Origin of the sequence: uncultured Methanospirillum sp., from assembly GCF_963668415.2 — an archaeon.
Lineage (GTDB): Archaea > Halobacteriota > Methanomicrobia > Methanomicrobiales > Methanospirillaceae > Methanospirillum.
This window is the reverse complement of record NZ_CAXXDL010000001.1, coordinates 1,829,163-1,848,591: the sequence shown is the minus strand read 5'-3', so window position 1 is coordinate 1,848,591 and position 19,429 is coordinate 1,829,163. Positions and strand designations below refer to the sequence as shown.

Genomic DNA, 19,429 nt, shown 5'->3' with positions numbered 1-19,429 from the left:
GTGGCAAAAGTGTTTATTTATCCTGCAACCAGCCTGATCCTCTCTGACCTCGTTGCCCGCTTCGGGCACAAACCACTCGGAACAGCCCTCTCAATACGGGAGCGAATCCAGACCGCCGGACTTGACTCACCGCCACTTCAGATGACACCCGACGATGCAAAAAAGGGTCTCAGGTGGGCAGCGGTCGAGGTTCCATCCGGGGTAAGAGGGCGAATGTCACTCTTCGGCCCATTGATCGACGAGGCTGAAGCAGCAGTGATCGTCAAACATGCGGACTTTGCATTCGGCTGTATGGGATGTGCCAGGACAGATGAACTGGTGGAGTTTCTGATCAAACAGAAGCAGGTCCCAATCCTCGAGGTTGATTACCCATCAGACGAGGAGACCGGTATCGCTTTTGTCAGAAATATCAAGGAGTTTTTGCAGAACCTGGAGGTGTCCCATGAGTGAAGATCTGGTAAGGATAGCCCAGCTCTCGTGCGGGCCTGAATACAGCGGGGTGCAGAAGGAGATCTATACCGCAGCAGAGGCTGTTGGTGCAGAGGTCTTCTTCCCTGATCTCTCACTGAAAGATATCAGGCGGAACTTCAGGGATTTCGGGCTTGATGTCCGCTCAGGCGATCTGAAACTTGCCATCGCCCGTGCAGTTGCGCTGGTTGAAGGATCGGTCGAGGCCGATGCGGTCTTTATTGCATCCTGCTTCAGGTGTGCAGAGGCGGCGATCGTCAGGAACGAACTCAGACGCTACATCCATGAGCACTCCTCACTCCCGGTGGTCAGTTACTCGTTCACCGAAAGGACGACCTCGGGAACTCTGCTCACCAGAATGGAAGCCCTGACAACGATTGCCAGGCGTCGTGCCCTTCTCGCACGGGAACGCCAGGTCGGCCTCACGATGGGGGTCGACTCAGGTTCCTCGACAACCAAGGCGGTGATCATGCAAGACAACGAGATCATCGGCACCGGTTGGCGCCCAACAACCGAGGTGCTGGGAAGTGCAGATGAGGTCATGACACTTGCATTCGAGGAGGCCGGTGTCAAGCGTGAAGATCTCGACGCCATCGGCACAACCGGGTATGGCAGGTTCCTTATCGGCGAGCGGATCGGTGCCGACCTCATCCAGGAGGAACTGACCGTGAACTCAAAGGGTGCGGTGTTCCTTGCAGACTGCCAGCATGGCCCCTCAACCGTGATCGATATCGGCGGCATGGACAACAAGGCGATATCGGTGAACAATGGCATACCCGGGACCTTCACGATGGGAGGAATCTGCGCCGGTGCAAGTGGGAGATTCCTGGAGATGACTGCCAAACGGCTCGGCGTTGATATCACCGAACTCGGCCCTCTTGCAATGGCAGGGATGGGAGGTGACGTGCCGATGAACAGTTACTGTATCGTCTTCGGGACACAGAGCCTGGTCAATGCCCTCGCAGAAGGCCACAGCAAGGAGAATGTAGCAGCCGCTGCATGCCATAGCGTTGCCGAGCAGGTCTTTGAGCAGCAGCTCCAGGAGATAGACATCAAAGAGCCGGTGATCATGGTCGGGGGTACTTCGCTGATCCAGGGACTGGTCAGGGCAATGGGTGAGCTTCTGCAGACCGAGATCGTTGTCCCGCACCACTCTCAGTACATCGGGTCGGTAGGGGCTGCACTCCTCTCGTCCGGATTTGTGGAGAAGAACTGATTGGGATGCAGACGCTGGAGTACTTTCAGGTTGAGTCGACCGAGCCGGCAGGTGGAGAACTATACCGCCGGATCGCCTCGACTGTGATCACAGACCATGACATCCTCCGGGTTCTGGACCGCCTGCGGATCTTCATCGATCCCGAGGTGCCGATCTTCATCGCGGTCGGAATCACCCGGACAGTCCCCCGCAATATCATTGTCAGTGATTTTTCCGGGATTACATACGACGGCGACAAGGTCATCCTCTCGATAGCTGATGAGACCTACCTTGCCCCGCTCCTTGAGTTACTCTGGAAACGGTTTGGAAAAGACCGTATCGTGCAACCTGATCGGTTCACCATCGAGATGCACCTTAGCACCGAGGAGCGGGAGGGGATCGAAGAGATGGTGGTTGCAGATCCTACCGAGGGACTCTTCAGGGATCTCATCTACACCATGCAGGTGATCTGCCCTGAAGGCTTCAAGGTGAAGAGACAGAGTTTCCAGAACGGAAAATTCTGGTTCGTTGCAAGTGAAAACACCCTTCAGGAGGATGTAACTCCCCTCGTTGAAGAGCAGTTTGCCATTATGGGAGGGGCAGCATGATTCTGGTTCCGATCACATACAAAGGCGGAGTCTACCGGCATGATGAGATCCTTAATCTTATCGAGGATATGGGCGGGTACATCATCCAGAAGCATATGATCGCCCAGGAGGTTGTACTCCAGGCCCTGGTTCCCCGAGACGATATCGAGACTCTCAGGGTGATATCACGCCCGCTCACCGGGGAGGTGATCTTCGCACCGCTGGTTGGAACCGAGATCGCGATCGTCTCGATGTCACTGGAGATCCACCATCTCCCCCATGCCTCGTGCGACGTTGCCGAATACCTCCGGACTGCCGGGGCAAAGACCAACATGATAGGCCTGGCCCGTGGCTTTGGGAAACGTATCGGCCTCCTCTCTGACGAAGAACGCGACATCATCAACGAGCATGATCTCGTAATCTACCTCTTTGGAAACTTTGAGACCTGTATCAAACAGAAGATGCCTACCTTCAGGCGGGGTATTCATATTCCAATCGTCGTTACCGGAGGCCCTTCAACAGAGGCATTAAAGAAGGTGATCGATCCCCCGGTCGCGGGATATGTCGGCGGGTTTGGCAGGTTCATGCACCGGACAAAAGAGGCCCCGGAGATCTCCAAACTTGATGATATCGTGTCAGAAGTCTCCCGGGTCCTTGACGGGAGACGCTCGGAGATTGCCAAGGATCCCCTCAGCATATCTCCGGCACGGCTAATGGATGTCATTCTGGAGCAGCTGCCTGATATCCATGATGTCACCTCGCCTGTTCCGGTTGTTGTCCAGATGGACGGAGTGAGGGTAAAACTTCCTTATGATCCCTTTGCAGTCCGGCTCAAAGAGGTGAAAGTGGAGAAAGGGGTACCAATAGGAATGATCACCGACATCAGGCCCTCACGAATGCGGGACTACATTCTGGTTAAAGTAAAGCCCTTCTCAGACACTGGGCTCATGGTCTGATCCTGATGTACACGATGAATACTACAGAAGACATCTCGCATAAGCGGGTGATGTCGTGAGAGTGATACGTGTTCTGTACGTGGATGACGACCAGTCCTTTCTCGAGATCGTAAAAGTGATCCTTGAGAAAGACGGAGAGTTCTCAGTCACTCTCTCTCAGGAGGGGGATGAAGCACTCGATCTTCTCAGCGCAGGTGATTATGATCTCGTCCTCTCTGACTGCCGGATGATCAGAATGGACGGGGTCTTATTCAGAGAAAGAGTGAGAGAGTTATACCCAGGAATGCCGTTTATCTTCTTCACCGGGAGACAGAAGGAAGAAGGGATCTCAAAGATACTTGATGACCTGACCTGGTATCTGCAAAAAGGTGGAGACCCTGCGGTGCAGTTTGCCAGGCTCACCGATCAGATCCGTTCCTGTGTCAGGGCAGAAGAGCCCACCTGCTAGATACCATTTAACAGTACTGACACCAGTTTTTTAGCTCCGTGATCCCTGTATTCCTTCAATTTGGCACGCCAGGGTTTTTCCTCATTGGGCAGGTTTTTTAGTTGTTGCAACCGGTTGCAACCATTTGAACAAGGTTATTTTTCAATCAATCTCACCATTCAGCAGTTCTGCATACAGATGTCTGCAACAGGTCTGAAACAGGAGAAACCAGTTGGATCACATTGGATCAGATACACTCGCGAGAATTATCCCCTAAAATGAACCTTGCGAGAGATATACCGTGAAAACCGATTTCAAATCACAAAATATGGGTATCCTATCCCGTTCTTATATGCTGTTTCACCCAACACAATGATGTCACAGGACCACCTGTGAACGGAGTCACCTGAATCAGTCACCATGTCCTCCTACATTGATGCTGCCTGATGACTCCAATACTGCACTGTTCCACAGTGCCATTCCAAATAATCCGGTTTTGGTGAGAAAAAATATGAGTTGTATAGCATTTTCCTGTGATTACGATTGCTCCCTGCTGACCGGAACCCCGCATCCCAGACAGAAGACAGTACCCGGCCACAGAGATCTTTCAGATCTGGTCGGGTCAAATGAGATGTTTCTCAGTCATCTCGAAGCAATTCACTATCTCGGCTTCCCGGGATGGTAACACCCATCCGACACTCCTACATTCTGACTTTTCTTCCAGCGGTTGTTACATTCATTCACTCTTCTTGTCATCAGATCTTGTCACATGATCATGGTAATGATGGAGATCAGGGGTATGCTGGTGATCGTGGATAACCTGCTCATGCTGGTGAAGATGTGCGTGTTCACTAGGAACTGAGTCCCGATGAGAGTGAGTATGATGGCCATCATCGTGCCAGTGCCGGTGATCATGGCTGACCTGAAAATGAGAGTGGGGATGGTGATGATGCTCTGTCGCGATCAGGTACACCCCGGCGGCCATAAACGGAAGGCAGAGAAAAACCTGAAAGCCCGGGACTTCTCCAGGAAATATCCATGAGATCCCTGCACCGATGAACGGCGCCAGAGCAAAGAGGGACCCAGTTCTGACGGCACCGAGTGTTCTGAGCGACCTGATAAACAGAACCAGCGAGAGACCGTATCCAAAAAAACCGGTTATTATAATTAACAAAAGGTACTCAGGGGCTGGCAGAGGTTCACCAAGGTATGTTCCCAGGATGAGGCCGAAAATACCGGCACACATCCCTTTGATGATCACGATAGAACTTGGATCTTTTCCTGAAAGACTTCTGGTAACATTATTGTCAACTCCCCAACAGAAGCATGCCCCGAGGATCAGCACTGCTCCGGCTGAAATCACAAAGTTGCCAAAAGGATCAACAGAGAGAATGAGTCCGCCGATCACAACAGCAGCCATTGCCCCGGTTGCCCGTCTGCCGAGGGGTTCAGAGAAGAAGACGGCTGCGATGATGCCAGTCATTACCAGTTCGGCATTCAAAAGCAGAGAGGCGGTCCCTGCCGGAACCATCGTGAGCCCGGTCATCAGGAGAATCGGGCCGATAATACTTCCTGCGATGATTATGACTGCAAGAAGCGGGAGTTCCTTTCTGGTCACCGGTGCTTCATAATGTGCCGGTGACGGCCTTATCATCCTCATCAGAAGAAGTCCGACACCCGCACCAAGATAGAGCAGGGCAGCTAAGGTTACCGGCCCGGTTTCTGCGAGCAGTATCTTTGAGATCGGGACGACGAACCCAAAAAGGACTGCAGCAGTGATCCCTTCAATGATGGCTGGCTGATCAGACCTCTGCATGGTCTGATATTGATCGTCCCCGGGGATAAATTCGCAGAAAAGTGGAGAGGCCAGTGCCTCGTCAGACTACCAGAATATTCATTGTATATCGTGACTCGTTGCCAGTGACCGGTTCCCACGACCGCATGTAGATTGCATCAAATGTCTGGTTTCCTTTTACAATGCCCCGGACAAGCCAGTAGTGCATCCCTCCAGATCCGGCAACACCTGGTTTGACAGGGTCGGGAACATAGGTGTCGTTCTCGATGCGGAGTCCGGGTGTGACCGTGGCATTCCACTGAAAGCCGGTAGTGGGATTCTCTTTCAGGTATATGTTGATAGTGTCATTGAGGGGCATCGTCTCCTGCGAACTTGTCTGCAGGATATCTTCACCACCGGTTTTCTCTCCATTTGCAGAATCAGGTGGCACAGTTTTCCCTGAGTCTTTCTCACTGATATCAGCTGCTCCGGACTTTTTCTCAGGTGACACCTTGCTGTTCTGGCCTGTGCAGCCTGCCAGAAGTACAGCCGCCAGCACCAGCATAACAAGAACCAGTCTCCGGTAATCCATGATTGCAACATAGGGCTCCCGGCGATATAAGTACTTCCAGAACGGCTCGATGTTCACGAAACGCACCCTCCTCCTCACAACATATAACCAGAAAAACCCCCACATGATGTACCATATGACCGGCCAACGGCCGATTGGATCTCCTCTCCAAAATCCTGATTACTGCCTATACGCAACCAGCACATTTCTGCCTCTTCTCAGTCAGCTGGAGGCAGAACTACAGGGGGTGGTGAAGGATGATGATATCGAGTACGTCCATCGCAGTCGTGTGGCGACACGGAGGATACGTGCCGCGTTTCCCTTGTTTCATGAGTGCCTCCCTGGTGATTCCAGGTTGAAATGGGAGAAGCAGATCCGCAGACTGACGCAATCTCTGGGTGAAGCACGTGATCTTGATGTACAGATCGAGTTCGTCCGCGGATTTCTTGGTGAACGCAATCCCGAAAAAAGATCCACAGTTCCTCTCTTCTCACCTGCCGAGCCTCTCCAGATATCCCCGGTGATCACGGCACCTGCACTGGTCTCACGGCAGGATCGTCCAGAGCCATCCCACACATTCAGAAGCAGGGTCTCTGCCTGGCTCGAAAAACATCAGATCATCAGTCAGAAAGAGAGCGATCCCGGAGAGGAAGGAGTAACTGACTCTGTCATGCCTTCAGCCCGGGAGATCGAGATGTATCAGCCATCCGATCCGATCATTCCAGGGCTTGAATGTCTCCTGCTCAGACTCATCCAGAAGAGGAGGGTGATGCAGCCTGATGTCGCAACGGTGGTATCTGACTTTACCAAAAGCAGGACCATCCATGACATGGCAGCCTGTCTCCATGATCTACAAATAAGGGCGATGCTTGAGGGGACAGGCTGCCACCCGATTCAGACTTATGAGCATGCCTTTATGCAGATCATGGCCCGGGTATCTGATCTCTTCTGGTTCGAACCATATCTTCAGGACTCATCACGGATAGAACAGCATCATGAGATGCGCATCGCTGCAAAGCGACTCAGATACACGCTTGAAGCATATGCAGGGCTCTACGAGGATCACCTGAAGACAGACATCAAGGTGATCAAGCACCTGCAGGAACTCCTCGGAGATATTCATGACTGCGATGTCTGGACCGGACTGCTACCACGGTTTCTTGAAGAAGAAGAGGAGCGTTCAGCTTCATACTTTGGAAACAACGGGTTCTTCGAGCTCATGAAGCCAGGTATCAATATGCTCCGCGAAGATCGGGGAAACAGCCGGACGGCCTTGTTCAGGGAACTTACCGGGTACTGGGACGAGGTGAAGGAGGAGGGATTCTGGGACCGGTTCTCAGAGAAGATCTCACTACCGCTTCAGCACTCATTTGATCGTAACACGGGCCCTGATAAAGGAGGGCCTCTCACCATCGCCCTGATCAGCGATGTGCATGCAAACCTTCCTGCACTCGAAGCAGTTCTTGCTGATGCACAGATGAGAGGAGCAACTGTAGTTCTTCATGCCGGAGACCTGACCGGTTACGGTCCGTTTCCTGATGAGGTCATCAATCTTGTCAGGGAAAAGCATATTATTAGTGTCATTGGTAATTACGATATCTCGGTCCTTTCAAGAAAGTGGAAGAAGGGAAAGCCGGCGTCACGCGAGAAACAGCTGGCGATGAGATGGGCATACCACCAGATCTCAGGTAAGAACCGTTCCTGGCTTGCCAGCCTTCCAAGGAAGATCCGCATGTGTGTGAGGGGTATCCCGCTGATCCTCACACATGGTAGTCCGGACTCACTGACAGAGTACCTCGATTACGGAACTCCTGACACCAGGCTGCATGAGATCGCAACAGCAGAAAAGGGGAAGGTGATCATAACCGGGCATTCTCACCGGGCAGCAGCCCGCGAAGTTGACGGAGTCTGGTTCATAAATGCAGGCAGCGTCGGCAGGCCTGAAGACGGGGATCCCAGGGCATGTTATGCCCTCCTCACCGTGGACCCATTCTCTGTCATTCATATCCGGGTCCCTTACGAGATCGATCGCACCGTTGAGGCGATACGACACCGGCATCTGCCCGATGCATTTGCACGGATAGTCAGGGAGGGGCGATCTCTGGATGTGGTTCAGGAGTCCGGGGATCGGCCATGAGCCGGGACTGTCCCGGAAATTTTTCTGAGAGGCCGGATGCCGGACCTGCTCTTGCACTCATGAAGCGGTATGATCCCGATCATCCTCATGCCCTCCAGGTTGAGCGGCTGGCAGGACTGCTGTTCGATCTCCTTGTCGGACTTCATGGAATGGGGGAGTCGGAACGGTGGTTTCTCGGGATGGCGGCTCTTCTGCATGATATCGGCTGGAGTGAACCGTCACGTCCGCATCACAAGGCATCCATGGACCTTATCCTCGCTGACATTACTCTCCCCCTGACCCCTGCAGACAGACAGATTGTGGCCCAGATAGCCCGGTATCATCGGAAGGCAGATCCAAATCCCTCTCATCCTGGCTTTGCCGGCTTGACCGATGATCAAAAAAGGCAGGTCCGCTGGTCTGCAGGCATTCTACGCCTTGCTGACGCACTCGATCGCTCTCATCGTTCAGTTGTACAGGAATTATCAGTCCGCACATCTGATAGGGTCATTCAAATCAGTTGCACGACCACAGATGATCATATCCCTGAACCGGAGATTCAGGTTCTTGGGAAGAAATCAGCCCTGCTCAGCGAGGTAACCGGGTGCCGGATAGAAATTTTATGGAGCCGAACGAACACACCGTAGTTGCATTCATCGATCTCGGTACCAACTCAGCGCGGCTTCTGGTTATCAGGCTGAACCCGAACAGGTCCTATTCGGTACTCACCCAGCAGAAGGAGGTTGTACGGCTGGGTGAGGGTGAGTTTGCCGATAACAGACTTACATCAGATGCCATAACCAGGACAGTCACCGTCCTCTCACGCTTTGCCGAGGTTGCCCGGAGTTTCGGGGCATCAGAGATCGTAGCAGTTGCCACCTCTGCAACCCGAGATGCACAAAACCGTGACACCCTGATCGCAAGGATCCGGGAAGAGGCAGATTTTGAGCTCAATGTGATATCTGGACCTGAAGAGGCCAGGCTAATATGGCTCGGGGTCTCGAGTGGTGTCAAGATCGGGAAGACAAAATCCCTGTTCATCGATATCGGCGGGGGAAGTACCGAGATCGTTGTCGGAGATCAGCATGAAGCATCTCTGCTCAGAAGCCTGAAGCTCGGAGCCATCAGGACCACCAATACCTTTGTTCCACCAGACCTGACGGGTCCCGTTCCCCCACCAGTAGTTCAGGCGATTCAGAAACATATCCGCAGCAGGGCGTCGCACACAATCAGGCATGTGATCGGTAAAAAGGTCCAGCAGGCATTCGGAAGCTCAGGAACCATCACAACACTTGAAGCGATTACAACGGGAATGAGTAACCCGACAGTTCCTCACCAGGCCGGCGTGATCACCAGGGGTGAGTTGTCAGCCGTTATCGCCCACCTCTGCTCACTCCCCCTGAAAGAACGCAGGAGTGTGCAGGGGCTCAACCCGGATCGTGCTGATATCATCATCGCAGGTGCACTCATTCTTGACTCGCTGCTCGAACAGGCAGGTATCACTACGATCCAGGTCTCTTCAAGGAGCTTGAGAGACGGGCTGCTTGTTGATTACCTCTCACGTATCCCCGGATTTCCGTACGCCGAACAGGAGCCGATCAGGATAGCCAGCATCAGACACCTTGGAAGGGTATGCCACATCAATGAACCACACGCAAACCATGTCCGGGATCTGGCACTCTCGTTGTTTGATTCGGCACGTGAGTCAGGGCTTCACATCCTTCCTGATGTAAGCCGGGAACTCCTCTCATATGCAGCAATTCTCCATGACACCGGCCAGTTTATCTCATTTCCCGGCCATCAGCAACATTCATTTTATGTGATAACCCATGCTCCCCTGCTTGGATTTAACGAGCACGAGATCCTGATCATCGCACTTATCACCCGGTATCACAGGAAAAAGATGCCACGCAGGAAGGATCCGTCATACGGTCCCCTGAATAATGATGACAAGATGATGGTCCAGATCCTCTCGATCTTCCTCAGAATGGCTGAAAACCTTGACCGGAGCCATGATGGGAGGGTTACCGGTGCACGGCTTCTGGCAACCGAACGTCGCAAGATCACCCTCGCAATTGAATGCAATTCTGACTGTTCTCTTGAACAGTGGGCGATCCTCGGTGATATCAGATCATTTGAACGAACAATGAAGAGAGGACTGAAGATTGAGGTGTCGCCATCTGAAGATGCCGAATGATACCAATCAGTCCCTGAAGTTCAGTTGGCATCGCCGGGTTTTACCTCACCGGCAACCGCCCTCACTGCCTCATCAGCAAGTTTCATTGCTGACTCATCCCTGATTATATCGCCTGCCTTGAATCCGTGACCGCTTACAGATCTGATGATCTTCATCTCCTGTGCCTGGGCCCAGATCTTGAGAGTTTCAATCGCACGATCATCGCCACTCTCTGCGCAGACCGCCACAGGAATCACCTTTTTGCCTTTCAGCTGCCGCTCATGCCAGAGTGAGTATGACCGATCGATCAGGTTCTTTATCTGCCCGTTCACATCATGGAAGTAGACCGGGGAGCCGATGATGATCAGATCGCTCTTCTTCATCCTGCGAACGATCCTGGAGAAATCATCTGACTTCAGGACACAGTGGCCTTCTTTCATACACTTGCGGCAGGATTTGCATGGACGGATTGTACTGCCTGCAAGGGAGATCTCCCTGATCTTCAGGTCTGCAATACCACTCTTCTCAAGATCGCTGACGATCGCGTTGATCAGTCTGCTGGTGTTTCCGTTCTTCAGAGGACTTCCCGAGATTGCAAGGACTCGCATGTCAATTAGTCCAATGTGATCCCATATAAAAAGTAAGATCCGGCTTCACTTCCGGAAATGCTCATCAGGTATCAGGGGACAGATCTCAGCATGGTTGCACCCAAAAAAACCGTTCTGTTTGTCTGTACTCATAATTCATTCCGCTCCCAGATCGCTGAAGGGTATCTTCGTGCAAAGTTCGGGGATCGGTATGAAGCATACAGTGCAGGAACAGAGCCAACCACCCTTGATCCCAGGGCAGTCCTGGTGATGACAGAGATCGGCATTGACATATCTGGTCAAACTTCAAAGCCGCTCCTTGATTTCTTTGACAAAGACATTGATATCGCGGTCACTGTCTGTGACACTGCATCAGGTGCCTGTCCGATGGTGCCTGGTGCCGGGGTTGTCTTTCACCAGTCGTTCCCTGATCATGGTGACTGTGATCCCAAAACTCCGGAGTGCCTGAATCACCTTAGGGATGTCAGGAACAATATCACCGGATGGATAGATCAGACGTTTGTCTGACGCTGTGTATCGTCACAAGTATAAAGAGATCAGGAACCGAGATCTCCCAGTTGGAGGCGGAACAATTGACAGAATACTCTGTCCTCATCGGGGGAAAAGCGGGAGACGGAATCGCACAGGCCGGTCAGTTGATAGCATCGATCTTCTCTGAACTGGGGTATTATGTCTATCAGTATATTGACTACCCGTCACTAATCAGAGGGGGACATAACTTCTGTATCATCAGGGCAGCAGAAAAACCGGTGTTCACCCACCGCACAGGTGTCGACTTGATCCTTGCCCTTGATCAGAAGACTGCTGATCTGCATACCCACAACCTGACAACCCAGGGAACTGTGATCTATGACAGTCCCAAGGTTAAGGCAGAAGGACAGGCACTTGCCATTGATGAGATCCTCACTCAGTACAAGGGGAGATCTATCATGGGGAACACAGCGATGGTGGCAGGATTCTGTGGATGTGCTGGTATTCCCTGGAACCTTGTTGAGTCTGTATTCAGAAAAAAACTGCTTAAGGAGACTGATCTCAATCTCCTGATCGCACGTGAAGCATACTCCCGAATCACCCGTTGTATCAATGTTCAACCGGTAAAAGGAGCCTCACCCCGTCCGCTTCTGTCAGGCAATGAATGGATAGGCCTTGGGCTTCTTGCCGGGGGTATCGATGCATATATCGCATACCCGATGACACCCTCATCCGGAGTCCTCCACTTTCTGGCCTCGGTGGCTGACGAGGCCGGGATTGATGTTGTCCATCCTGAAAGCGAGATCGCAGTCATCCTGATGGCGCTCGGATTTGCGTATGCAGGAAAGAAGGCTGCAGTAGGAACATCAGGGGGAGGATTTTGTCTGATGACTGAAGGTCTCTCGCTGTCAGGAATGGCAGAAGTTCCCATCGTCATTATCCTCTCTCAGAGAGGAGGGCCTTCTACCGGTCTTCCCACCTATACAGCACAGTCAGATCTCCTCTTCGCATGTCACGCAGGGCAGGGTGAGTTCTCAAGATTCATCGCTGCTCCTGCTACCCCCAATGAAGCCTTCAGGTGGGCAGCCGAGGCAGTACATCTTTCCTGGAAACTACAGATACCTGCATTCATCCTTTCAGATAAGACATTTTCAGAGGGGATCTACACTCCTGAAACCGAGCCGGAGGTCAGGGCGACCGTTCCGCTTCCAGCCCCTGCATACCCGTATAAGCGGTACGCAGACACCCCTGATGGCATATCCCCTATTCTTGTTCCGCCGTGTAGTGGAGAGGTGGTCAAGGTGAACAGTTACATGCATGACTATTCAGGGATCACTTCAGAGGATCCGGAGATGACCGTTGCCATGGTGCAAAAACGTCTCAGGAAAGCGGAAAAACTTGCAGCCATGACGGACCAGCCGGGAGCAGTCGTGTGTGGCGGAACGCCAAAGGCAAAGATCGCGATACTCTGTTGGGGGTCTCCCCGTGGGGTATGCAGTGAGGTTGCAGAAGAACTTGGCATCAGGCTGGTCTCGCCGGTTGTACTCTCCCCGTTCCCTGCTGGTGAGTTCAGAAAGGCGATGCAGGGTGTTGAGAAGGTAGTCCTTGTAGAGGATAGTTCAACCGGCCAACTTGACAAAATTCTGGCTCGCGAAGGATATCGGACTGACGAACTGATCCTGCGGTATGACGGGAGGCCGTTTGCTGTCGAAGAACTCCTGGAGCGGGTTCGGAGGGTTGCATCATGACGAGCGACGAGACACTTGTAACCCAGGCACAGAACACCTGGTGCCCTGGCTGTGGAAATTTCGCTATCCAGCATGCAATGAAGTTCGTGATCCAGGAGCTTGAGGCTGAAGGGATGGCACGTGATCAAATCGTTCTGGTATCCGGGATCGGCTGTCATGCAAAGATTGCAGACTACTTTCAGTTGAATAGTTTTTACTCGCTTCATGGGCGGACTATCCCGGTTGCCACCGGCATCAAGATGGCAAATCCTAATCTGAAGGTCATCTGCTTTGCTGGTGACGGGGATCTCTACGCAGAAGGTCTGGATCATCTGATACATGCTGCAAAGCGCAATATTGACATCACCGTTATCTGTCACAACAACCGGGTCTATGGCCTTACAACCGGCCAGTATACGCCGACCTCACCATACGGGTACAAGGGTAAGTCTACACCAAATGGTCTTCATGAGTACCCGCTCAATGTCATCGAACTGCTCCTTGGTGCAGGGGCCACCTTTGTCTCACGGGCGTACACACGGCGGCTGCCCCACCTGAAACGCATATTCAGGGATGCGATCATGCACCCGGGTTTTGCACACGTCGATGTTCTGCAGATATGTGCATCCTTCTTTAACATGACCACCTGGTACGATGAGCGGGTTTACGAGACGAGCGAGTCAAACGCTGGTCTTTTTGAGTTTGCCTGCCGGACTGCACAACAATGGAATTATAACGATGATTCAAAGATACCGATAGGAATTTTCTTCCAGACGAAAAAACCGGTGCTTCCCGAAATAAAGGTAAAAAAGGAGGTTGATCGCAGTCTTCTTATCAGAACAATTCTGGATCGGGTTACCTGATCTCCTGTTTCTTTCTTTTGCCCTTGATCACTCTCGCAGCACCGAGAGCGAGAATTGCCAGGATGCCCACCCCGATCATCAGGTAATTTATCAGAAATATCGGGGGAGGCAGTTTCATTTCCGACGGCACCAGGATGGCAGGCTGTCCAGAACTGTTCTCTTGAGCCTCCTGGGCAGCAGCCTGCTTGTCCTGCTGGAGTCGGGTTAGCGTATCACCATATTTCTGGGGGATATAACTCTCATCAAGGGATATCGCCTGCTCAAATGCCTTAAGCGCCTCTTTCATCATTCCCTGGTTGAAGTAGGCGCTTCCCATATTGTTCCAGACCTCTGCAGATCCCGGAAATATCGTCAGAGACTGGTTGAATGCTTCTGCTGCCTCTTCGTTCTTGAACATCTTGGCAAGGGTGAGACCCTTTTTATTCCAGGTGGCGTTGCCTCGCGGATCTATCTTCAGGGCCGCATCGTACATCGAGTCAGCCTCTGAGTACCGGTTCAGGGCAGCCAGAACATCTGCTTTACCATCAAGACTCAGAAAAACATTCGGGTTGAGCGAAACTGCACGATCATACGTATCGAGGGCATCGCGATATTTTCCAAGCATGAATAGTGCGCGTCCCTTTTTCCCGACAATTTCTGCATTGGTTTTGTCGATGCTGAGCGCACGATCGTATGAGTCTGCTGCCTCCGCATACCGATCCAGTGCCATGAGGGCGTCACCCCGGAGTTTCCACCCTTCGGCATAATAGGCATCGAGCTGGAGTGCCTGATCATATGCCGCCATTGCGCCCAGATAATCTTTGGTTTCTGCAAGTGCCTTCCCTTTGTTTGCCCAGATGGTTGCATCCTGTATGCTCTCTGCAGTTGCGGGTACAAGTACAAGAGTGATGATAATCTGCAGAAGAATGAGCAGTATGATCTGTGTTATGCGCCGGTTCATGGAGATTACCGTTATTCTGGCGGGTTATGGGGATCAGACGTGTAAAACTAGTACGACTCCAGCACTGAAGTACTTTACGTCAGGTAAAGGATTTCAGATATTAAGTATTTTTCAGATTACGGCGAAAAAATCGAGATATATTACCGTAGATACAGTTGGGATGGTTTATATTCCTCAGGGTGTATCATTGTTCTATACCATGGAGATCGTGAAGATTCCCAAGATGGAGAAGGAAGAGTATGATGCCCTGATCCACAATCGCTTCATGGCCCGGATAGCATTCCAGGGGGAAAAGTACCCCTATATTGCGCCGTTCATGTATGTTTATGATGGAAAGCATCTGTACTTTCTCTCCACAAAGTACGGGAGAAAATTTGAATACTTCCGCAAGTCCCCATACGTCTCTGTTGAAATAGAGCAGTACGAGCCTGATCTTTCAGGATTTATGTTCGTGACCCTGCAGGGATATCTTGAGGAGGAGACTGACTCCATTGAGAAGAAGATCATCAGAGGAAAGTTTGTGGATCTGATCAGAGAACAGCACCTTTCACTCAATATTCTCGCCGCTCTCGGACATTCGCCCGAAGATGCCCCCGAGTCCATCTGTCGTGAAGAGAGATCGGTGGTATGGAGGCTGAATGGTGTCCGGAGCCTTGTTGCGCTTAAGAATGTGTGATCCGGGTAAGAAGGTCTGACAAAGACTCCGGATCTGATACCGGTGGCCTGCAGGTCTCTCCGGCACAGATCCACACGGTTGGAGTTTCCTCGTGGGCGTAGATACCTGATTCAGGTATCAGGCTCTTTATGTCTGAAAGATGGGCCGGGATAAGGGGAACTACAACCAGTCCCGGGATATACCGCTGATGTAATGCCCTCCAGAGTGCTATTCTGCGTTCATCTCCGGCATCCCCGGTAATAACCGCACGAATCTCCTTCTTCCCTGTGCAGGCAGAGCCGAGAAGACTGAGGGTACCCTGTGGTACCCGGGTGATGGTGCCGTGCATTCCGTTCAGGAGCGTCTCTGCCAGATTTGTGAATTGACTTGAACCGGTTATCATGCCCAGATCCTTGAGAGCCTGGCAGGCGGCGCCGTTCACTGATGGTACAGCACCGTCATAATCATCGCGAATCCTGACCGGTACCAGGGGGTCATCAGAGCGGGTGCAATAGAACCCTCCCTTCTTCTCATCCCAGAAGAGATCTATGGCAGTCCTGATGATCGTGACGGCACTCTCCAGGTACGAAGGTTTTCCGGTCGCCTGAAACAGGCCAACCAGCCCAGACACAAAGAAGATGTAATCCTGTGCGGTCCCGGGTATGGTTTCCGTGCCTGCCTTCCACTGGTGCCAGAGTTTCCCTTCTTCAGTACGGATCGAGGTCAGTAGAAATGCTGCAGCATCCTCTGCAGCACTGATCATCCATTCGTCTCCGAGAACTCTTCCTGTATACGCAAGGGCCCAGATGGCAAGGCCATTCCAGTCGGTGAGAACCTTGTCATCCAAAAGGGGTCTGGGCCGCATCTCCCTATGAGTAAAGAGTTTCTTCCTGATCTCTTTGATACTAGGAGAATCCTGCGGTACAAGGAGGGAAATATTTCCTGCAGCGTTCTTCTCCCGGATCCACGAGATGATATTGCTTCCTGCAGAAAACCCGGCCTCTGGTGGCAGGTTGCCCTTTTCAGTAATCCCCCAGGCCTTCTCTGCAAGAGCAAGTTCATCAGAGGTCAGGATCTCCATGAGTTCAGAGAGTTTCCAGAGGTAAAACGCTCCTTCTCCTCCCTGGCTGTCGGCATCCTCTGCAGATGCAAACCCACCACCTTGACGCCTGAGCGTGTGGGTAATGTACTGTACAGACTCTTCTGCCGCGTTCCGCATCATCGGATCACCGGTGATCTGCCAGGCAACGGTGTATGCATACGTGTTCATCGCCTGATCGTAGAGCATCTTTTCAAAGTGGGGAGCATTCCAGGCACGATCAACAGAGTACCGGTGAAATCCGAATCCGATCTGATCGCGGATTCCACCAAGAGCCATGGATGAGAGTGTATCCGTTGCCATGCGGATCGCCTGGTCGTGGCCGAATACTACCCCGTAGTTCATGAGAAAGATCAACTGAGGAACTGAAGGAAACTTCATGCCTCTCCCATATCCTCCGAACTCAGGATCATACGTACTGGCAAGGCTTCGGAATGCGGAATGGATCTCCTCATCCGTGATCTCTTCCACCTGAAGCAGAGGGCTGCTCTCTCCGTACGCATGGGATATGATCCCGAGCAGATGAGCCCCGGCCTCATAGATCTCATCACGCCGCTCATTCCATACCCGGACAATGTGGGGGATCAGGTCAAGCATGCCGGGTGTCTTTCCACGGGATCTTTTCGGGATGAAGGTGGCTGAATAGAACGGTTTGAGATCAGGAGTGAGGAATATACTCAGTGGCCATCCCCCTGATCCTGTCATCGCCTGGCAGACTGCCATATAGATCCGATCTATTTCAGGGTGTTCTTCCCGGTCTACTTTGATGGAGACAAAAAATTTATTGAGAAGTTCAGCAACCTCCTGATCTATGAAACATTCTTTCTCCATCACGTGGCACCAATGGCATGCAGCGTATCCGATGGAGAGAAAGACAGGCAAATCCCGCTCCCGTGCGAGGGCATGTGCCTCCTCTCCCCAGGGGTACCAGTCTACGGGATTATAGGCATGCTGCAGAAGATACGGACTCTGTTCATGGATCAATCGGTTTGGCATTGCTTCACTCACCCACTCTTACACATGATTACTTACACCGGTGATGAGAGAAAATTTTGGATCACGCAATTAATTAAATACTGACACCAATAAACTCCTTCTACCAATGGATAATTATGAATATTATATTGCGAGCATCGAGGAGATCCTCAAAGAGAATCAGAAGGGGATGACGGTCTCTGAGCTCGCTCTTGATCTTCATATGTCCAGAAATACCGTCGGAAAATACCTTGAACTAATGTATCTCTCCGGAGTGGTGGATGTCCGGAGCGTTGGAAAGGCGAAATTATACTACCTCGCTCCACGTGTTCCGGTCACCCGCGTGCTCAGTTACCTATCTGATGCGGTGATCCAGACTGATGATCGATACCGGATCGTAAATATAAATTTATCTGCTCTTGATCTCCTTGGGTCTGATGAAGAGGATCTCATAGGCAGAAATCTTCTGGATCTTCTGGGTATCCAGGGGTTGAATTCAGAGATGAGGGCACGGATCACCAACCCGGACCGCGATGTTGCCTTTACTGATGAGATTCAGGTCCATACAGATACAAAAACCAGACATCTCTGGATGACCGTGGCCGATATGGTGATGTACGACGGGGTACTCGGGCATACTTTCATCCTTGAAGATATCACAGACTGGAAAGAGGCCGAACAAAAACGGCGTGTAAGTGATTTTCTCTTCTCAACCCTGGCTGAAGAGACATGGGAGCAGGTCTGCATCTTCTCCCCGGATTTTGCTATTCAGTATGCAAATCCCAGATATGCTGCATCTGATGGGAGGGGGGATGACCTGATGGGATCAAATCTTCTGGATCCTTATGACAAACAGGCTTCCCAGATAATCCGTGATTCAGTGGAGATCGTGACTGAGACATCTGCTCCTCACCGGCAGGTCTTCCCGGTCATGGTCGATCAACAGATCCCCAGGTGGCTTGATCAGCGGCTCTATCCGGTACCTGATCAGTCAGGGAAAATAGAACAGATCCTTGGCATAACGCGTGATGTCACCGGCCTCCAGGAAGGGGGATCGGCATCGACCCTTCTTTCAGTTCTCCTCACATCTATGGCCGAAGGAGTCCTGACCGTGACACTTCAGGGGACTATCCTTTCATGGAACCAGGGGGCAGAGACCATCACCGGGTATCCTGCAGAAGAACTGCTCGGGGGAAATGCCCATACGATCATCCCTCCTGAACTGAACGCTGAACTGAACGTCATAGCCGATGCCGTTCGCGGCAAGACTGTTCGTGACATCAGGTATACGATCAGGGCAAAAGGTGGAAGAAAGAAGAAAGTAATTCTGTCATCTGCCACGGTTCAGGATCACACCGGTGAAACCAGCATGGTTGTCCTGATATGGCGGGAACCATGAACCACCAGACCTTTTTCAGGTCTTAATCCTGTGACTCAGGATCATCACATGCCCCGCATGAAGGGGTACCCCTGATAAGTGTGCAGATGGCACAAATTCGTGATGCAGGGTTGGTAACGGTCCCATCACGCAGATCACGTGATAGGGATGCGATTGCCATTTTTACCTCATCAGTAAACTCAATCCGGTACCCCCGCTTGCCTGACAGATACTGAGAGACAGCTGACGGGGCCATCTCCAGGATGGTGGCAACCTCCTTTTGTGACAGGCCCGTTGCAACCATCTCCGCTGCTATTGCCGCCCTGATTGCCGGAAGTGATTCCCAGACAATATCCTCACAGGGGAGTTTTTCCATGTGAGTACTCATCGGTGTGTCATCTAATAAGAGTAATCACACCGTGAAGAAAGAATCATAACCGAAA

General features: G+C 51.9%; 20 protein-coding genes. 14 read left to right on the top strand and 6 right to left on the bottom strand.

Features of this window, described 5'->3' with window-relative positions; genetic code table 11:
* From ACHZA2_RS08650 to ACHZA2_RS08625, 6 genes are all read left to right on the top strand, one after another.
* A complete protein-coding gene (locus tag ACHZA2_RS08650; protein ID WP_319539189.1) occupies positions 1-450 on the top strand; it encodes a methanogenesis marker 5 protein in 450 nt (149 codons plus the stop codon).
* On the top strand, positions 443-1,684 hold the full coding sequence (locus ACHZA2_RS08645; protein ID WP_319539190.1) for a methanogenesis marker 15 protein: 1,242 nt from the start codon (positions 443-445) through the stop codon (positions 1,682-1,684). Before ACHZA2_RS08650 ends, ACHZA2_RS08645 begins: the two co-directional genes overlap by 8 nt.
* Before the next feature lie 5 nt (positions 1,685-1,689).
* Positions 1,690-2,271: a methanogenesis marker 17 protein gene (locus tag ACHZA2_RS08640; RefSeq protein WP_319579370.1), complete on the top strand. Its 582-nt coding sequence runs from the start codon at positions 1,690-1,692 to the stop codon at positions 2,269-2,271.
* On the top strand, positions 2,268-3,206 hold the full coding sequence (locus tag ACHZA2_RS08635; protein ID WP_319579369.1) for a methanogenesis marker 7 protein: 939 nt from the start codon (positions 2,268-2,270) through the stop codon (positions 3,204-3,206). The genes ACHZA2_RS08640 and ACHZA2_RS08635 overlap by 4 nt, the downstream gene beginning before the upstream one ends.
* Before the next feature lie 55 nt (positions 3,207-3,261).
* On the top strand, positions 3,262-3,654 hold the full coding sequence (locus tag ACHZA2_RS08630; RefSeq protein WP_319579368.1) for a response regulator: 393 nt from the start codon (positions 3,262-3,264) through the stop codon (positions 3,652-3,654).
* Between the two features lie 490 nt (positions 3,655-4,144).
* On the top strand, positions 4,145-4,318 hold the full coding sequence (locus ACHZA2_RS08625) for a hypothetical protein (RefSeq protein ID WP_319579367.1): 174 nt from the start codon (positions 4,145-4,147) through the stop codon (positions 4,316-4,318).
* A 51-nt stretch (positions 4,319-4,369) separates the two neighbouring features.
* On the opposite strand, the gene ACHZA2_RS08620 is transcribed toward ACHZA2_RS08625, so the two are convergent.
* Positions 4,370-5,449, bottom strand: a complete 1,080-nt coding sequence (locus ACHZA2_RS08620; protein WP_319579366.1) for an EamA family transporter — start codon at positions 5,447-5,449, stop codon at positions 4,370-4,372.
* A 61-nt stretch (positions 5,450-5,510) separates the two neighbouring features.
* Complete coding sequence (locus ACHZA2_RS08615; RefSeq protein ID WP_319579365.1) at positions 5,511-6,056, bottom strand: protease inhibitor I42 family protein; 546 nt, start codon at positions 6,054-6,056, stop codon at positions 5,511-5,513.
* A gap of 58 nt (positions 6,057-6,114) precedes the next feature.
* Between ACHZA2_RS08615 and ACHZA2_RS08610 the strand changes: the two genes are divergently transcribed.
* The 3 genes from ACHZA2_RS08610 to ACHZA2_RS08600 are packed head-to-tail and all read left to right on the top strand — an operon-like array spanning position 6,115 to position 10,291.
* A complete protein-coding gene (locus ACHZA2_RS08610) occupies positions 6,115-8,115 on the top strand; it encodes a CHAD domain-containing protein (RefSeq protein ID WP_319579364.1) in 2,001 nt (666 codons plus the stop codon).
* Positions 8,112-8,741 carry an HD domain-containing protein gene (locus ACHZA2_RS08605; protein WP_319579363.1) on the top strand — a complete coding sequence of 210 codons (630 nt, stop codon included), beginning with the start codon at positions 8,112-8,114 and terminating at the stop codon, positions 8,739-8,741. Before ACHZA2_RS08610 ends, ACHZA2_RS08605 begins: the two co-directional genes overlap by 4 nt.
* The gene (locus ACHZA2_RS08600; protein WP_319539198.1) at positions 8,717-10,291 is read left to right on the top strand and encodes a Ppx/GppA phosphatase family protein; all 1,575 of its coding nucleotides are present in this window, start codon (positions 8,717-8,719) and stop codon (positions 10,289-10,291) included. Before ACHZA2_RS08605 ends, ACHZA2_RS08600 begins: the two co-directional genes overlap by 25 nt.
* 20 nt (positions 10,292-10,311) lie before the next feature.
* Here the strand turns inward: ACHZA2_RS08600 and ACHZA2_RS08595 are convergent, their stop codons facing one another.
* Positions 10,312-10,878, bottom strand: coding sequence for a flavodoxin family protein (locus tag ACHZA2_RS08595; protein WP_319539199.1), 567 nt, complete (start codon positions 10,876-10,878; stop codon positions 10,312-10,314).
* A 57-nt stretch (positions 10,879-10,935) separates the two neighbouring features.
* Between ACHZA2_RS08595 and ACHZA2_RS08590 the strand changes: the two genes are divergently transcribed.
* The 3 genes from ACHZA2_RS08590 to ACHZA2_RS08580 are packed head-to-tail and all read left to right on the top strand — an operon-like array spanning position 10,936 to position 13,939.
* Positions 10,936-11,385, top strand: a complete 450-nt coding sequence (locus ACHZA2_RS08590; RefSeq protein ID WP_319579362.1) for an arsenate reductase ArsC — start codon at positions 10,936-10,938, stop codon at positions 11,383-11,385.
* On the top strand, positions 11,361-13,097 hold the full coding sequence (locus tag ACHZA2_RS08585; RefSeq protein WP_319579361.1) for a 2-oxoacid:acceptor oxidoreductase subunit alpha: 1,737 nt from the start codon (positions 11,361-11,363) through the stop codon (positions 13,095-13,097). The genes ACHZA2_RS08590 and ACHZA2_RS08585 overlap by 25 nt, the downstream gene beginning before the upstream one ends.
* On the top strand, positions 13,094-13,939 hold the full coding sequence (locus ACHZA2_RS08580; protein ID WP_319579360.1) for a thiamine pyrophosphate-dependent enzyme: 846 nt from the start codon (positions 13,094-13,096) through the stop codon (positions 13,937-13,939). The genes ACHZA2_RS08585 and ACHZA2_RS08580 overlap by 4 nt, the downstream gene beginning before the upstream one ends.
* Here the strand turns inward: ACHZA2_RS08580 and ACHZA2_RS08575 are convergent.
* Entirely contained in the window at positions 13,932-14,879 is a 948-nt protein-coding gene (locus ACHZA2_RS08575; RefSeq protein ID WP_319579359.1) for a tetratricopeptide repeat protein, read from the bottom strand. The two genes, ACHZA2_RS08580 and ACHZA2_RS08575, sit on opposite strands and share 8 nt — an antisense overlap.
* A gap of 199 nt (positions 14,880-15,078) precedes the next feature.
* Between ACHZA2_RS08575 and ACHZA2_RS08570 the strand changes: the two genes are divergently transcribed.
* Positions 15,079-15,555 carry a pyridoxamine 5'-phosphate oxidase family protein gene (locus ACHZA2_RS08570; protein ID WP_319540914.1) on the top strand — a complete coding sequence of 159 codons (477 nt, stop codon included), beginning with the start codon at positions 15,079-15,081 and terminating at the stop codon, positions 15,553-15,555.
* Here the strand turns inward: ACHZA2_RS08570 and ACHZA2_RS08565 are convergent.
* Positions 15,542-17,629 carry a thioredoxin domain-containing protein gene (locus tag ACHZA2_RS08565; RefSeq protein ID WP_319579358.1) on the bottom strand — a complete coding sequence of 696 codons (2,088 nt, stop codon included), beginning with the start codon at positions 17,627-17,629 and terminating at the stop codon, positions 15,542-15,544. The genes ACHZA2_RS08570 and ACHZA2_RS08565 overlap by 14 nt on opposite strands.
* 106 nt (positions 17,630-17,735) lie before the next feature.
* Here ACHZA2_RS08565 and ACHZA2_RS08560 point away from each other — a divergent pair, with 106 nt between their 5' ends.
* The gene (locus tag ACHZA2_RS08560) at positions 17,736-19,007 is read left to right on the top strand and encodes a PAS domain S-box protein (protein WP_319539205.1); all 1,272 of its coding nucleotides are present in this window, start codon (positions 17,736-17,738) and stop codon (positions 19,005-19,007) included.
* A gap of 22 nt (positions 19,008-19,029) precedes the next feature.
* Here the strand turns inward: ACHZA2_RS08560 and ACHZA2_RS08555 are convergent, their stop codons facing one another.
* Entirely contained in the window at positions 19,030-19,362 is a 333-nt protein-coding gene (locus tag ACHZA2_RS08555) for a helix-turn-helix domain-containing protein (protein ID WP_319579357.1), read from the bottom strand.
* Positions 19,363-19,429: the final 67 nt, after the last annotated feature.

Excerpts from the sequence above, each read along its gene's own strand:
- ACHZA2_RS08595 (WP_319539199.1), bottom strand. The coding sequence starts at position 10,878 with ATGCGAGTCCTTGCAATCTCGGGAAGTCCTCTGAAGAACGGAAACACC.
- ACHZA2_RS08640 (WP_319579370.1), top strand. The coding sequence starts at position 1,690 with ATGCAGACGCTGGAGTACTTTCAGGTTGAGTCGACCGAGCCGGCAGGT.
- ACHZA2_RS08585 (WP_319579361.1), top strand. The coding sequence starts at position 11,361 with ATGGATAGATCAGACGTTTGTCTGACGCTGTGTATCGTCACAAGTATA.
- ACHZA2_RS08600 (WP_319539198.1), top strand. The coding sequence starts at position 8,717 with ATGGAGCCGAACGAACACACCGTAGTTGCATTCATCGATCTCGGTACC.
- ACHZA2_RS08620 (WP_319579366.1), bottom strand. The coding sequence starts at position 5,449 with ATGCAGAGGTCTGATCAGCCAGCCATCATTGAAGGGATCACTGCTGCA.
- ACHZA2_RS08575 (WP_319579359.1), bottom strand. The coding sequence starts at position 14,879 with ATGAACCGGCGCATAACACAGATCATACTGCTCATTCTTCTGCAGATT.
- ACHZA2_RS08570 (WP_319540914.1), top strand. The coding sequence starts at position 15,079 with ATGGAGATCGTGAAGATTCCCAAGATGGAGAAGGAAGAGTATGATGCC.
- ACHZA2_RS08635 (WP_319579369.1), top strand. The coding sequence starts at position 2,268 with ATGATTCTGGTTCCGATCACATACAAAGGCGGAGTCTACCGGCATGAT.
- ACHZA2_RS08580 (WP_319579360.1), top strand. The coding sequence starts at position 13,094 with ATGACGAGCGACGAGACACTTGTAACCCAGGCACAGAACACCTGGTGC.
- ACHZA2_RS08555 (WP_319579357.1), bottom strand. The coding sequence starts at position 19,362 with ATGGAAAAACTCCCCTGTGAGGATATTGTCTGGGAATCACTTCCGGCA.
- ACHZA2_RS08605 (WP_319579363.1), top strand. The coding sequence starts at position 8,112 with ATGAGCCGGGACTGTCCCGGAAATTTTTCTGAGAGGCCGGATGCCGGA.
- ACHZA2_RS08590 (WP_319579362.1), top strand. The coding sequence starts at position 10,936 with ATGCTCATCAGGTATCAGGGGACAGATCTCAGCATGGTTGCACCCAAA.
- ACHZA2_RS08625 (WP_319579367.1), top strand. The coding sequence starts at position 4,145 with ATGAGTTGTATAGCATTTTCCTGTGATTACGATTGCTCCCTGCTGACC.
- ACHZA2_RS08565 (WP_319579358.1), bottom strand. The coding sequence starts at position 17,629 with ATGCCAAACCGATTGATCCATGAACAGAGTCCGTATCTTCTGCAGCAT.
- ACHZA2_RS08645 (WP_319539190.1), top strand. The coding sequence starts at position 443 with ATGAGTGAAGATCTGGTAAGGATAGCCCAGCTCTCGTGCGGGCCTGAA.
- ACHZA2_RS08610 (WP_319579364.1), top strand. The coding sequence starts at position 6,115 with ATGACCGGCCAACGGCCGATTGGATCTCCTCTCCAAAATCCTGATTAC.
- ACHZA2_RS08560 (WP_319539205.1), top strand. The coding sequence starts at position 17,736 with ATGGATAATTATGAATATTATATTGCGAGCATCGAGGAGATCCTCAAA.